Raw genomic sequence first — 13,693 nt, 5'->3', positions numbered from 1 at the left:
TCAGCCTCGGGCCAGCGCCGCCAGCACCAGTTCGCAGCTGCGCTGGCCGTAGGCAGTGAGCACCTCGCGAATGCGCGGCAGGTCGCGGGCGACCACGGCGTCGAGCAGGCGGGCGAACAGCTCCAGGTAGTCGATCATGTTGGCCTGGCGCTGGTCCAGCGACAGGTAGTAGGCACGGCTCATGGCCGGCTGCAGGTTTTCCACGGTTTCCTGCAGGAACGGGTTGTCGGCGAACGGATAGGCCGCGCGCATCACCGCGAAGCTGTCGGCGACAAACGTCTTGATGTCGAGCTGGTCATGGGCACGCTGCAGGCGCTGCTGAATATCCAGAAACGGGCGCAGGTCGGCATCGGTGCGCCATTTTTGCGCAACCGCGTTGCCCAGCAGGATGTAGAACTCGCCCATCAAGGAACACAGGCTGCGCACGCTGCGCTCGTCCAGCACAGTCACGTGGGCACCCCGACGCGGCAAGATCGCCACCAGGTGCCGGCGTTCGAGGATCAACAACGCTTCGCGCACCGAGCCACGGCTGACGTTGAGGGCCAAGGTAACCTTCTGCTCCTGGATACGCTCGCCTGGCGCCAGCTCGCCGCGGATGATGCGTTCGGCCAGGTAATCGGCAATCTGCTCGGAGAGGCTGTCCGGGGCCTTGAACGTCATGGTTTTCCTTCAAAATCATTGAACTGGGCACAAGAGGCGGATTGTAGCGTACTTGGGCGGTAATCGCGCAGAGGGGCCAGGCGGTTTATTTGACTTGCCAGACAGCCGCGCGCCCGGCGCGATCTATGCTTGTTATAGAGGCAATGTGTTCGGCCGGGCGTTGATCTGAGCAATTTCCTGACCTTTGAGTCAGAAAAATATTGACCTGATAGACAGGTGTTGCTTAGAGTCCGCCCAACAACAATAAAACCATTGCGAGGCCATCCCCGTGATCCAGTTTCTCGTCAACCAGGAGCTGCGTAATGAGCACGCCCTGGACCCGAACATGACGGTGCTGCAGTACCTGCGCGAGCACCTGGGCAAACCCGGCACCAAGGAGGGCTGCGCCAGTGGTGACTGCGGCGCCTGCACCGTGGTGGTCGGCGAACTGACCCAGGACGAACAAGGCAACGACAGCCTGCGCTACCGCAGCCTCAACTCGTGCCTGACCTTTGTCTCGTCGCTGCACGGCAAGCAACTGATCAGCGTCGAAGGCCTCAAGCATCAGGGCCAACTGCACAGCGTGCAACAAGCCATGGCTGATTGCCATGGCTCGCAATGCGGCTTCTGCACCCCAGGCTTTGTCATGTCGCTGTTCGCCCTGCAAAAGAACAGCAGCGGCCCCGACCTGCATCAGGCCCAGGAAGCCCTGGCCGGCAACCTGTGCCGTTGCACCGGTTACCGCCCGATCCTCGACGCCGCCGAGCAGAGCTGCCGCCAGCCCTGCCGCGACCAGTTCGATGCCCAGCAGGCGCAAACCATCAGCCGCCTCAAGGCCATTACCCCGACCCAGACCGGCGAGCTGAACAGCGGCGACAAGCGTTGCCTGGTGCCACTGACCGTGGCCGACCTGGCCGACCTGTACAGCTCGCACCCCGAAGCCCGCCTGCTGGCTGGTGGTACAGACCTGGCCCTGGAAGTGACCCAGTTCCACAAGACCTTGCCGGTGATGATTTATGTCGGCCACGTGGCCGAGCTCAAGCGCATCGAAAAAACCGCCAGCCACCTGGAAATCGGCGCGGCCACCCCGCTTACCGACTGCTACGGCGCACTCCACGAGGAATACCCGGACTTCGGCGACCTGCTGCACCGCTTCGCCTCGCTGCAGATCCGCAACCAGGGCACCCTGGGCGGCAATATCGGCAACGCCTCGCCCATCGGCGACTCGCCTCCTTTGCTGATTGCCCTGGACGCGCAGATCGTCCTGCGCCAAGGCGAGCGCCAGCGCACCATGGCACTGGAAGACTACTTCATCGACTACCGCATCACTGCCCGCCAGGACAGCGAGTTCATCGAGAAGATCATCGTGCCTCGCGCCACCAGCGACTGGGCGTTCCGCGCCTACAAAGTGTCCAAGCGCCTGGACGACGATATTTCTGCCGTGTGCGCGGCCTTCAACCTCAGCATCGAAGACGGCGTGGTCAGCGGTGTGCGCATCGCCTTCGGCGGCATGGCGGCCATCCCCAAACGCGCCCGCGCCTGCGAAGCAGCGCTGCGCGGCAAGCCGTGGAACCAGGCCGCCATCGAGCGTGCCTGCCAGGCCCTGGCCGAGGACTTCACCCCGCTCAGCGACTTCCGCGCCAGCAAGGAATATCGCCTGCTGACCGCGCAAAACCTGCTGCGCAAGTACTTCATCGAACAGCAAACGCCGCACATCGAAACCCGGGTGACCGCTTATGTCTGACCATCACGTAGCCAAAAGCCAGGCCGAGATGGCCGAGCTGTTCAGCCAGGACCTGACCACCGGGGTCGGCCGCAGCGTCAAACACGACAGCGCCGACAAGCATGTATCCGGCGAGGCGCTGTACATCGACGACCGCCTGGAATTCCCCAATCAGCTGCACGTCTATGCGCGCACCGCCGACCGCGCCCATGCGCGCATCCTGCGCATCGACACCGCGCCGTGCTATGCCTTCGAGGGTGTGCGCATCGCAATTACCCACGAGGACATCCCCGGCCTGAAGGACATCGGCCCGGTAGTGGCCGGTGACCCGCTGCTGGCCATCGACAAGGTCGAGTTCTTCGGCCAGCCGGTGCTTGCCGTGGCCGCCCGCGACTTGGAAACCGCACGCCGCGCCGCCATGGCCGCCATCGTCGAATACGAAGACCTGGAACCGGTGCTGGATGTGGTCGATGCGCTGCGCAAGAAGCACTTCGTGCTCGACAGCCACACCCACCAGCGCGGCGATTCCGCTGCTGCCCTGGCCAGCGCCCCGCACCGCATTCAGGGCACCCTGCACATCGGCGGCCAGGAACACTTCTACCTGGAAACCCAGATTTCCTCGGTGATGCCTACCGAAGACGGCGGCATGATCGTCTACTGCTCCACGCAAAACCCCACCGAAGTGCAGAAGCTGGTCGCCGAAGTGCTCGACGTGCCGATGAACAAGGTGGTGCTGGACATGCGCCGCATGGGTGGCGGTTTTGGTGGCAAGGAAACCCAGGCCGCCAGCCCGGCCTGCCTGTGTGCGGTAGTTGCGCGGCTGACCGGCCAGCCGACCAAGATGCGCCTGCCGCGGGTCGAAGACATGACCATGACCGGCAAGCGCCACCCCTTCTACGTTGAATACGACGTGGGCTTTGACGACACCGGCCGGCTGCACGGCATCAACTTCGACCTGGCCGGCAACTGCGGTTACTCACCCGACCTGTCGGGTTCGATCGTCGACCGCGCCATGTTCCACTCCGACAACGCCTACTACCTGGGCGATGCCACCGTGCATGGCCATCGCTGCAAGACCAACACCGCCTCCAACACCGCCTACCGCGGCTTTGGCGGCCCGCAGGGCATGGTCGCCATCGAGCAGGTGATGGACCATATCGCCCGCCACCTGGGCCGCGACCCGCTGGCGGTGCGCAAGGCCAACTACTACGGCAAGACCGAGCGTAACGTCACCCACTACTACCAGACCGTCGAGCACAACATGCTCGAAGAGATGACCGCCGACCTGGAAGCCAGCAGCGACTATGCCGAGCGCCGCGAGTCGATCCGCCGCTTCAACGCCAACAGCCCGGTGCTGAAGAAGGGCCTGGCGCTGACGCCGGTCAAGTTCGGCATTTCGTTTACCGCCACCTTCCTCAACCAGGCCGGGGCGCTGATCCACATCTATACCGACGGCAGCATTCACCTGAACCACGGTGGCACCGAGATGGGCCAGGGCCTGAACACCAAGGTGGCACAGGTGGTGGCGCAGATCTTCCAGGTGGATTTCAGCCGTATCCAGATCACCGCCACCAACACCGACAAGGTGCCCAACACCTCGCCAACCGCTGCCTCCAGTGGTGCCGACCTGAACGGCAAGGCGGCGCAGAACGCGGCCGAAATTCTCAAGAAGCGTCTGACCGAGTTCGCCGCACGGCACTACAACGTCACCGAGGAAGATGTCGAGTTCCGCAACGGTCATGTGCGCATGCGCGATCAGATCGTCAGCTTCGAGCAACTGGTGCAGCAGGCTTACTTCGCCCAGGTGTCGCTGTCGACCACCGGCTTCTACCGCACGCCAAAAATCTTCTACGACCGCAGCCAGGCACGCGGCCGGCCGTTCTACTACTACGCCTTCGGCGCCGCCTGCGTGGAAGTGATCGTGGACACCCTGACCGGCGAATACAAGATGCTGCGCGCCGACATCCTGCACGACGTGGGCGACTCGCTTAACCCGGCCATCGACATTGGCCAGGTGGAAGGCGGCTTCATCCAGGGCATGGGTTGGCTGACCACCGAAGAACTGGTGTGGAACGCCAAGGGCAAACTGATGACCAACGGCCCGGCCAGCTACAAGATCCCGGCCGTCGCCGACATGCCGCTGGACCTGCGAGTGAAGCTGGTGGAAAACCGCAAGAACCCGGAAGACACCGTGTTCCACTCCAAGGCCGTGGGCGAACCGCCGTTCATGCTCGGCATTGCTGCCTGGTGTGCGATCAAGGATGCCGTGGCCAGCCTTGCCGACTACCGCGTGCAGCCGAACATCGACGCGCCGGCGACACCGGAGCGGGTGCTGTGGGGGTGTGAGCAGATGCGCAAGGTGGTGGCTGAAACCCAACCTGCCGAACAGGAACTGGAAACCGTCACCCAGTAACGCCGCCGCTCCGCGTTTTCTGTGGGAGCGGCCTTGCCGGGGCGCCGGACCGGTCGGAAAGGGTCGCGAAGCGGCCCCAGAATTTGTGAAACAACATAGTTTTTTGGGGCTGCTGCGCAGCCCTATCGCGACACAAGGCCGCTCCCACAAAGAAGCGGACCGCGTTGACCTGAAGAGGAACTGCATCATGCACCAATGGATCAACGCCCTCGCCGACCACCAGTCCCGTGGCGAAGCCTGCGTGCTGGTGACCATCATCGAGGAGCGCGGCTCGACCCCGCGCAACGCAGGCTCGAAGATGGTCGTCAGCGCCAGTGGCCTGTTCGACACCATCGGCGGCGGCCACCTGGAATACAAGGCCCTGCACATCGCCCGGCAAATGCTTGAAGAACAGCGCACCACCCCGCACCTGGAGCGCTTCAGCCTTGGCGCGAGCCTGGGCCAGTGCTGCGGCGGCGTCACCGTGCTGCTGTTCGAGCCGATGGCCGCCGTGCAGGCGCAGATCGCCGTGTTCGGCGCGGGCCATGTCGGCCGGGCTCTGGTACCCTTGCTCGCCGCGCTGCCCTGCCGGGTGCGCTGGATCGACTCGCGCGAACAGGAATTCCCCGAGCTCATCCCCAACGGGGTGACCAAGGTCGTCAGTGAGGAACCGGTCGACGAAGTCGCAGACCTGCCACCAGGCAGCTACTGCATCGTCATGACCCACAACCACCAGCTCGACCTGGAGCTGACCGCCGCCATTCTCAAGCGCAACGACTTCACCTGGTTCGGCCTGATCGGCTCGAAGACCAAACGGGTCAAGTTCGAGCACCGCCTGCGCGAGCGCGGCTACGACGATGCCGTGCTGGCACGCATGCGCTGCCCGATGGGCCTGCCCGAAGTAAAGGGCAAGCTGCCCATCGAAATCGCCGTGTCCATCGCCGGCGAAATCATCGCCACCTACAACGCCTGCTTCGGCCAGCACGATGCTGCTGCCAATGCCGGCCCCATTGCCCAGTTGCTGCCGCCCTCCCGGCGCAGCCAAGCTATTTGACGAGTGTGTTATGACCGTTACCCGCAAAGCCTACCGTGCCGCCATCCTGCACAGCATCGCCGACCCGGCCGAGGTGGGCCTGGAGGCTTCCCATGAGTACTTCGAAGACGGCCTGCTGGTGGTCGACGATGGCCGCATCAGCGCCATCGGCCATGCCAGCGACCTGCTGCCGACCCTGGACGCCGGCATCCCGGTGGAGCACTACCAGGACGCGCTGATCACCCCGGGCTTCATCGACACCCATATCCATTTCCCGCAGACCGGCATGATCGGCTCTTACGGCGAGCAACTGCTGGACTGGCTGAACACCTACACCTTCCCCTGCGAAAAGCAGTTCGCCGACAAAGCGCACGCCGACCAGGTGGCGAAGATCTTCCTCAAGGAACTGCTGCGCAACGGCACCACCACCGCGCTGGTATTCGGTAGCGTGCACCCGGAATCGGTCAATGCGCTGTTCGAAGAGGCCGAGCGCCTGGACCTGCGCCTGATCGCCGGCAAGGTGATGATGGACCGCAACGCCCCGGACTACCTGACCGACACCGCCGAGTCCGGCTATGCCGAGAGCAAGGCGCTGATCGAGCGCTGGCATGGCAAGGGCCGCCTGCACTACGCGGTTACCCCACGCTTCGCCCCGACCAGCACGCCGGAACAGCTGACCCTGGCCGGCCAGTTGCTCAAGGAACACCCGGGCGTGTACATGCACACGCACCTGTCGGAAAACCTCAAGGAAATCGACTGGGTCAAGTCGCTGTTCCCCGAGCAGAAGGGTTACCTGGACGTGTACGACCACTTCGAGCTGCTGGGCGAGCGCTCGGTGTTTGCCCACGGCGTGCACCTGTGCGACGACGAATGCCAGCGCCTGGCCGAAACCGGCTCGGCCGTGGCCTTCTGCCCCACCTCCAACCTGTTCCTGGGCAGCGGCCTGTTCAACCTGCCCCAGGCTGAGCGCTTCAAGGTCAACGTGGGCCTGGGTACCGACGTCGGTGCCGGCACCAGCTTCTCGCTGCTCAACACCCTGAACGAAGCGTACAAGGTGATGCAGCTGCAAGGCGCGCGCCTGCACCCCTACAAGTCGCTGTACCTGGCCACCCTCGGCGGCGCCCGCGCCCTGCGCCTGGACGACCGCATCGGCAGCCTGCGCCCGGGCAACGATGCCGACTTCGTGGTGCTGGACTACAAGGCCACGCCGCTGCTGGACTACCGCATTCAGCAGTCCAACAGCATCGAAGAGACCCTGTTCGTGCTCACCACCCTGGGCGACGACCGCACTGTGCGTGAAACCTACGCCGCAGGGCGTTGCGTGCACCAGCGCTAAGGTTCTTTTGCAAGGCCCCGGTAAAGCGCGCCGCCGATTGCAGCACCGATCAGCGGCGCCACCCAGAACAGCCACAGCTGTTGCAGGGCCCAGCCACCGACGAACAAGGCCGGCCCTGTGCTACGCGCGGGGTTGACCGAGGTATTGGTCACCGGGATGGAGATCAGGTGGATCAGGGTCAGGGCCAGGCCGATGGCAATGGGCGCAAAGCCTGCCGGCGCACGGGAGTCTGTGGCACCCATGATCACCACCAGGAACATCGCCGTCATCACCACTTCACTGATGAAACCCGCACCCAGTGTGTAGCCGCCGGGCGAGTGGTCGGCGTAGCCGTTTGAAGCCAGCCCCGAAGACAACTCGAAACCGGCCTTGCCGCTGGCGATGAGGTAGATCACCCCGGCCGCCAGGATGGCGCCAATCACTTGGGCGATCACGTAGGGCAGCAGCTCTTTGGCAGGAAAACGCCCGCCCACCACCAGCCCGAACGACACGGCAGGGTTAAGGTGGCAGCCAGAGATATGGCCGATGGCGAAGGCCATGGTCAGTACTGTGAGGCCGAAGGCGAAAGCAACACCGAGAACGCCGATACCGAGAGGGGAGCTGGCAGCGAGTACCGCACTGCCACAGCCACCAAGGACCAGCCAGAAGGTGCCGATCAGTTCGGCACCCATGCGTTTACCGAGGGACATGCTCATGAATCCATTCCTCAAGAAGTTGAACGCAACGAATGCGCAAGCCCAACTGCTTGATGAAGGTTTGCTCACAAGAATTTAGCAGACCTTTGGCTGATGGCGAGGAATGGCAATGATCTCTGTGGGAGCGGGCGTGCCCGCGAAGCAAGCACCACGGTGGACGGCACGGGCGCTGCCCGTGTTCGCGGGCACGCCCGCTCCCACAGATTCTGCCCATGCCTGGCTTACGCGGTCGCCCTTCAGTCACCCAGGCAAACGATCAACCTTTGGCCGAAACCTTGGGCTTTTTCAGCAAATGCGAGAACACCGCATGCAGATCGTCCGAGGCACTCTCCTCGTCCAGGTTCAGCTTGCTGTCGATGTGGTCCATGTGGTGCATCATCAGGCTCACGGCCTGCTCGGCATCACGCGCCTCGATGGCATCGATCAGTTGCATGTGCTCGTCATACGAGCAGTGCGAGCGGTTGCCGCTTTCGTACTGGGCAATGATCAGCGAAGTCTGCGACACCAAGCTGCGCTGGAAGCTCACCAGCGGCGCATTGCCAGCAGCTTCGGCCAGCTTGAGGTGGAACTCGCCGGAAAGACGAATACCGGCACCGCGGTCACCGCGCGAGAAACTGTCGCGCTCTTCGCGCACCATCTGCCGCAGTTCGTTGAGCTGATCCAGGGTGGCGTGCTGCACGGCCAGTTCGGTAATGGCCCGCTCCACCATGCGCCGCGAGAAGAACACCTGGCGCGCCTCTTCTACCGTCGGGCTGGCCACCACTGCACCGCGGTTAGGCCGCAGCAGCACCACGCTTTCGTGGGCCAGGCGCGACAGGGCGCGGCGGATGATGGTGCGGCTGACGCCGAAGATTTCGCCCAGCGCTTCCTCGCTCAACTTGGTGCCCGGCGCCAGGCGCTGCTCGAGGATCGCCTCGAAAATGTGCGCGTAGACGATGTCGTCCTGGGTACCACTGCGGCCGGCCTTGCCGACACGTGCAGGTTTCTTCAGAGGTTGCAGCTGTTCGTTCATGGGCTCTCGAGGCACGAAGAGAAAGTATGGCGCCATTGTACACAGGCTGAGGCGATTCCGCAGGGGGCGTTTTACCTATATAGCCGTTGTACGACGCATTGCGCACACAAAACATAAAACATTATTTGCATTCTTTGTACACAAAAGCATAATCCACCGAGCAACTTCTTGACCCGCGAGTCAATAAAACGGTCAGACGTCTGCCTTCCCTCGTGGGGCCACCAAGTGCATCGCTCAGGAAACTGGCCCCAACAACAACAAGAAAGACTTGAGGAGTACTCGCTGTGGAAAGCCGCAAATCCGAAGCCCCTACGCTGGATCTCGCCCCACCGCTCGAAACAAGCTGGCTGGAGCGGATTTTCAAACTCAAGCAACACGGCAGCACCGTCAAGACCGAAATGATCGCCGGGGTGACCACCTTCATCACCATGGCCTACATCATCTTCGTCAACCCCAACATCATGGCCGACGCTGGCATCGACCATGGTGCCGCTTTCGTCGCCACCTGCATCGCCGCCGCGCTGGGCTGCCTGCTGATGGGCCTGTACGCCAACTGGCCGGTGGGCCTGGCACCGGGCATGGGGCTTAACGCCTTCTTCACCTACACCGTGGTCGGCACCATGGGCTACAACTGGGAAACCGCGCTGGGGGCGGTGTTCGTCTCCGGGGTGCTGTTCATGTTCCTGACCTTGTCGAAAGTGCGCGAATGGTTGCTCAACAGCATTCCGGTCAGCCTGCGCCATGCCATGGGGGCCGGCGTCGGATTGTTTCTCGGGCTGATCGGCCTGAAGACGGCTGGCATCATCGTCGACAGCCCGGCCACCCTGATCAAGCTGGGCTCGCTGCATGAGCCAGGCCCGCTGCTGGCGGCAATCTGCTTCCTGCTGATCGCCATCCTCAGTTACAAGCGCGTGTTCGGCGCGATCCTGATCAGCATCATCGGCGTGACCTTGGCGGGCTGGGGCCTGGGGCTGGTCAAGTTTGGCGGGGTGATGTCGATGCCACCAAGCCTGGCACCGACCTGGATGGCCATGGATGTGGCTGGCGTGTTCAACGTCAGCATGATCAGTGTGGTACTGGCGTTCCTGTTCGTGCACATGTTCGACACTGCCGGCACCCTGATGGGTGTGGCGCAGCGGGCCAACCTGGTGGCGCCGGACGGGCGTATCGAAAACCTGTCGAAGGCGTTGAAGGCTGACAGTGCATCGAGCGTGTTCGGTGCGGTGGTGGGTGTGCCGCCGGTCACCAGCTATGTGGAAAGTGCTGCGGGTGTGGCAGCGGGCGGTCGTACTGGCCTGACTGCGGTGGTGGTCGGCTTGCTGTTCATCGCCGCGATGTTCTTCGCCCCGCTGGCCGGGATGATTCCGGCCTACGCAACGGCCGGTGCGTTGATCTACGTGGCAATGCTGATGATGGGTAGCATGGCGCACATCCACTGGGACGAAGCGACCGACAGCATTCCGGCGATTGTCACTGTCATCATGATGCCACTGACCTTCTCGGTAGCGGATGGTATTGCCCTGGGCTTCATCAGCTACGTCGCGCTGAAGGCAGGTACCGGCAAGTACAAGGAAATCTCCGCCAGCCTGTGGGTGCTGTGCGCGATCTTCATTGCCAAGTTTGTGTTCCTGTAACTCTCCCCAGCAAAAAAGGGCGCTTCGGCGCCCTTCGTTGATCGCTCATTTTCTGCAAATACGGCTTCCACACTCAACGCAGCGAACTGATATTTTTGCCAGGTGCAAGGTTCAGCGAGGCCTGATACAAACTTTCAAAACCGCACAGGCGTAATGGCCAGAGGCTGCCCGATGCACATCATGACTCGCCACGTATGCGCCTACACCCCTTATGGCCATGCAGTGGCAGGCAAGAGCCGGATTGGTTTCAATGGCGAGTTACGGGATCCGGTCTCCGGGTTTTACCACCTCGGCAACGGCTACCGCATATACAGCCCAACGCAGGGAAGATTCTGCAGCCCAGATAATTTGAGCCCGTTTGGAAGAGGCGGCATCAATGCATACGCCTACTGCAAGGGAGACCCTATTAACTGGGTCGACCGTGACGGGCATTCTCCTTTCGAAGTGTTCAAGGCCATGGGCCTCACAATCAAGCGCATAGTCACCAAGGGCGAGGTGCCTTATGAGCAATTCTCGCCGATTCGCAAGCGAGTACACGACGAGATCGATACATCAACGGTATATGGCAGAACCGTTCTTGGGATAAACGACGGCCTGGGGGCGCATGGTGACACCAACCTTCCAGGCTGGAAGGGTGATAGCTATATCAAAAGATCGCAAAGCAACCACGAATTCAGTGAGGGCTCCCCCCTCACACCAGACTCCGGGCGCCTGAGTAAGAGCATCAGCGAATCCAGCATGTTCTTCGACACAGTCCCTGAATGGTACAAAGTTGCAAAGCAGGCTCACGACAGCGGCTCAAGCGAACAATTAGGGGCTGCAATCGTAGGTATGGCCGCAAATAGTCTGGGCGCAATAGCTGTCTCACCTCATGACCATGCGCGCTACAAAACGGGGAGAGTATTTCTTTATCCAGGTGATGAAGTGCCAGATATCCGAAACTAAAAAAAGCCCGCCAGTGTGAGAGCGGGCCAAAGGACCTACGAAGATTCTTCTAGCGACCAACTAGCTTCCGCGATAGGTCGAATAGCTGTACGGCGAGATCAGCAGCGGCACGTGGTAGTGCTCTTGCCCCTCGTCGATGCCAAAACGCAGCACGACAACATCCAGGAATGCCTGGGCCGGCAACTGCACGCCACGGGCGCGGTAGTAATCGCCAGCGCTGAACTGCAACTGGTACACACCAGTGCGGTAGTCGTCACCCTGCAGCAACGGCGCGTCGACGCGGCCATCGCTGTTGGTCAGGGCGGTGTTCACCAGCTCCAGCTGCTGGCCTTCGACACGGTACAGCTCGACCTTGATCGAGCTGCCCGGGCAGCCATGCGCGGCATCCAGTACGTGTGTGGTCAAACGTCCCATTGCGTGTCGCCTCTTGTTCAATCTGTGGGCAAAAAATACTCAGCCATCGCACCAGCATAGCGCCTGCGGTAGGCGGGAATGACGTCATTAAGACATTCCACCGCCAGATTGTACACAATTTTTTGAACCCATCCGTCGCACCCAGCGTTTCTTGCCCCTAAACGACCCATCGGTCGCAAATACAGGCGCCGTAACGAGGCAAACGTCATTAGCTGACCAATCAGGCAGGTTTCTTGCACTGTGTTTCCAGGTCGCTGCGCGGCGACAAAAGGAAAGAAATGCGGAAAAACAGGCTTACAAAAGATTTCAGAAGTTGTATACAATCAGCCCATCCGGTGGTGCGACATACCGACGCGGCCCGCCCACCACCCGCACTAACGCACAAGAAGGAAGACTGCAGTGAGCGCTGACTACCCTCGCGACCTGATCGGTTACGGCAACAACCCTCCTCACCCGCAATGGCCGGGCAACGCTCGCATCGCGCTGTCTTTCGTCCTCAATTACGAGGAAGGTGGCGAGCGCAACATCCTGCACGGTGACAAAGAGTCCGAAGCCTTCCTGTCCGAGATGGTCGCTGCCCAGCCGCTGCAGGGCCAGCGCAACATGAGCATGGAGTCGCTGTACGAATACGGCAGCCGTGCTGGCGTGTGGCGCCTGCTGAAGCTGTTCAAGGACAGCGGCGTGCCACTGACCGTGTTCGCCGTGGCCATGGCCGCCCAGCGCCACCCCGACGTGATCCGCGCCATGGCCGAAGCCGGCCACGAGATCTGCAGCCACGGCTACCGCTGGATCGACTACCAGAACATGGACGAGGCCCAGGAGCGCGAGCACATGCTCGAAGCCATCCGCATCCTCACCGAACTCACCGGCGAGCGCCCGGTGGGCTGGTACACCGGCCGCACCGGCCCGAACACCCGCCGCCTGGTGATGGAAGAAGGTGGTTTCCTGTACGACAGCGACACCTACGACGACGACCTGCCCTACTGGGAGCCGAACAACCCGACCGACAAGCCGCACCTGGTGATCCCCTACACCCTGGACACCAACGACATGCGCTTCACCCAGGTGCAGGGTTTCAACTGCGGCGAGCAGTTCTTCCAGTACCTGAAGGACGCGTTCGATGTGCTGTACGCCGAAGGCGCCGAAGCACCGAAGATGCTCTCCATCGGCCTGCACTGCCGCCTGGTCGGCCGCCCTGCGCGCCTGGCCGCACTGAAGCGCTTCGTCGACTACGCCAAGAGCCATGAACAGGTCTGGTTCGCCCGTCGTGCGGACATCGCCCGCCACTGGCACGCCACCCACCCGTACAAGAAAGAGAACGCCTGATGACCGCCTTCAACACCCTCAAGCCCTCCGCCCTGGGCCGCGACGCTTTCGTCGAGGCCTTCGCCGACATCTACGAGCACTCGCCGTGGGTGGCCGAAAAAGCCTATGACCTGGGCCAACTGGGCGAGCTGGACGAGATCGAGGCGCTGCACCAGCGCATGAGCGACATCCTGCTCAGCGCCAACCACGCCGACCAACTGGCACTGATCAACGCTCACCCGGACCTCGCCGGCAAAGCCGCCGTACAGGGCGAGCTGACCGAATCGAGCACCAACGAGCAGGCCGGCGCCGGTATTCACCAGTGCACCGCCGAAGAGTTCGCCCGCTTCACCGAACTGAACGATGCCTACAAGGCCAAGTTCCAGTTCCCGTTCATCATGGCGGTGAAGGGCAGCAACCGGCACCAGATCCTCGCCGCCTTTGAAAAACGCATCCACAACGATGCCGATGCGGAATTCAAGGAAGCCCTGGCGCAGATCAACCTGATCGCCCTGTTCCGCCTGCTGCAGTTGTAAGCGACAGCCGAACCTTTTTCAGTACAACG

11 protein-coding genes and 1 pseudogene are annotated in these 13,693 nt (G+C 62.2%); 8 read left to right on the top strand and 4 right to left on the bottom strand.

Going from position 1 to position 13,693, the window contains the following annotated elements:
- Entirely contained in the window at positions 1-660 is a 660-nt protein-coding gene (locus AK81_RS05245; RefSeq protein ID WP_043197256.1) for a GntR family transcriptional regulator, read from the bottom strand.
- 268 nt (positions 661-928) lie between these two features.
- Here AK81_RS05245 and xdhA point away from each other — a divergent pair, with 268 nt between their 5' ends.
- From xdhA to guaD, 4 genes are all read left to right on the top strand, one after another.
- Positions 929-2,383, top strand: coding sequence for a xanthine dehydrogenase small subunit (gene xdhA, locus AK81_RS05240; protein WP_043197254.1), 1,455 nt, complete (start codon positions 929-931; stop codon positions 2,381-2,383).
- A complete protein-coding gene (gene xdhB / locus AK81_RS05235; RefSeq protein ID WP_043197251.1) occupies positions 2,376-4,775 on the top strand; it encodes a xanthine dehydrogenase molybdopterin binding subunit in 2,400 nt (799 codons plus the stop codon). Before xdhA ends, xdhB begins: the two co-directional genes overlap by 8 nt.
- A gap of 187 nt (positions 4,776-4,962) precedes the next feature.
- Complete coding sequence (xdhC, locus tag AK81_RS05230) at positions 4,963-5,808, top strand: xanthine dehydrogenase accessory protein XdhC (protein WP_043197250.1); 846 nt, start codon at positions 4,963-4,965, stop codon at positions 5,806-5,808.
- A 10-nt stretch (positions 5,809-5,818) separates the two neighbouring features.
- Positions 5,819-7,123 carry a guanine deaminase gene (gene guaD, locus AK81_RS05225; protein WP_043197248.1) on the top strand — a complete coding sequence of 435 codons (1,305 nt, stop codon included), beginning with the start codon at positions 5,819-5,821 and terminating at the stop codon, positions 7,121-7,123.
- On the opposite strand, the gene aqpZ is transcribed toward guaD, so the two are convergent.
- Positions 7,120-7,818: an aquaporin Z gene (gene aqpZ, locus AK81_RS05220; RefSeq protein ID WP_019472843.1), complete on the bottom strand. Its 699-nt coding sequence runs from the start codon at positions 7,816-7,818 to the stop codon at positions 7,120-7,122. The two genes, guaD and aqpZ, sit on opposite strands and share 4 nt — an antisense overlap.
- A gap of 256 nt (positions 7,819-8,074) precedes the next feature.
- Positions 8,075-8,830, bottom strand: coding sequence for a GntR family transcriptional regulator (locus AK81_RS05215; RefSeq protein WP_012273431.1), 756 nt, complete (start codon positions 8,828-8,830; stop codon positions 8,075-8,077).
- Between the two features lie 284 nt (positions 8,831-9,114).
- On the opposite strand from AK81_RS05215, the gene AK81_RS05210 reads away from it, so the two are divergent.
- Both AK81_RS05210 and AK81_RS30375 read left to right on the top strand, forming a co-directional pair.
- Complete coding sequence (locus AK81_RS05210) at positions 9,115-10,464, top strand: NCS2 family permease (RefSeq protein WP_019471483.1); 1,350 nt, start codon at positions 9,115-9,117, stop codon at positions 10,462-10,464.
- A gap of 186 nt (positions 10,465-10,650) precedes the next feature.
- Positions 10,651-10,899: pseudogene (locus AK81_RS30375) on the top strand (RHS repeat-associated core domain-containing protein); the annotation flags it as partial.
- 570 nt (positions 10,900-11,469) lie between these two features.
- Here AK81_RS30375 and uraH read toward each other — a convergent pair.
- Positions 11,470-11,823 (bottom strand): hydroxyisourate hydrolase, encoded by a 354-nt coding sequence (gene uraH, locus AK81_RS05200; protein WP_043197247.1) that lies wholly within the window; start codon positions 11,821-11,823, stop codon positions 11,470-11,472.
- Positions 11,824-12,222: 399 nt separating this feature from the next.
- On the opposite strand from uraH, the gene puuE reads away from it, so the two are divergent.
- Both puuE and uraD read left to right on the top strand, forming a co-directional pair.
- The gene (gene puuE, locus AK81_RS05195) at positions 12,223-13,149 is read left to right on the top strand and encodes an allantoinase PuuE (RefSeq protein WP_043197246.1); all 927 of its coding nucleotides are present in this window, start codon (positions 12,223-12,225) and stop codon (positions 13,147-13,149) included.
- Positions 13,149-13,664: a 2-oxo-4-hydroxy-4-carboxy-5-ureidoimidazoline decarboxylase gene (uraD, locus tag AK81_RS05190; RefSeq protein ID WP_043197245.1), complete on the top strand. Its 516-nt coding sequence runs from the start codon at positions 13,149-13,151 to the stop codon at positions 13,662-13,664. The genes puuE and uraD overlap by 1 nt, the downstream gene beginning before the upstream one ends.
- Positions 13,665-13,693 lie beyond the last annotated feature (29 nt).

The sequence above is a fragment of the Pseudomonas putida W15Oct28 genome (assembly GCF_000708715.2).
Classification (GTDB): Bacteria; Pseudomonadota; Gammaproteobacteria; order Pseudomonadales; family Pseudomonadaceae; genus Aquipseudomonas; species Aquipseudomonas putida_R.
The sequence above is the reverse complement of the archived record's forward strand: the minus strand, read 5'-3'. Positions and strand labels throughout refer to the sequence as shown.

What these genes read in the sequence shown, in the direction of transcription:
- AK81_RS05245 (WP_043197256.1), bottom strand. Translation starts at nt 660, where the DNA reads ATGACGTTCAAGGCCCCGGACAGCCTCTCCGAGCAGATTGCCGATTAC.
- xdhB (WP_043197251.1), top strand. Translation starts at nt 2,376, where the DNA reads ATGTCTGACCATCACGTAGCCAAAAGCCAGGCCGAGATGGCCGAGCTG.
- xdhC (WP_043197250.1), top strand. Translation starts at nt 4,963, where the DNA reads ATGCACCAATGGATCAACGCCCTCGCCGACCACCAGTCCCGTGGCGAA.
- guaD (WP_043197248.1), top strand. Translation starts at nt 5,819, where the DNA reads ATGACCGTTACCCGCAAAGCCTACCGTGCCGCCATCCTGCACAGCATC.
- aqpZ (WP_019472843.1), bottom strand. Translation starts at nt 7,818, where the DNA reads ATGAGCATGTCCCTCGGTAAACGCATGGGTGCCGAACTGATCGGCACC.
- AK81_RS05215 (WP_012273431.1), bottom strand. Translation starts at nt 8,830, where the DNA reads ATGAACGAACAGCTGCAACCTCTGAAGAAACCTGCACGTGTCGGCAAG.
- uraH (WP_043197247.1), bottom strand. Translation starts at nt 11,823, where the DNA reads ATGGGACGTTTGACCACACACGTACTGGATGCCGCGCATGGCTGCCCG.
- uraD (WP_043197245.1), top strand. Translation starts at nt 13,149, where the DNA reads ATGACCGCCTTCAACACCCTCAAGCCCTCCGCCCTGGGCCGCGACGCT.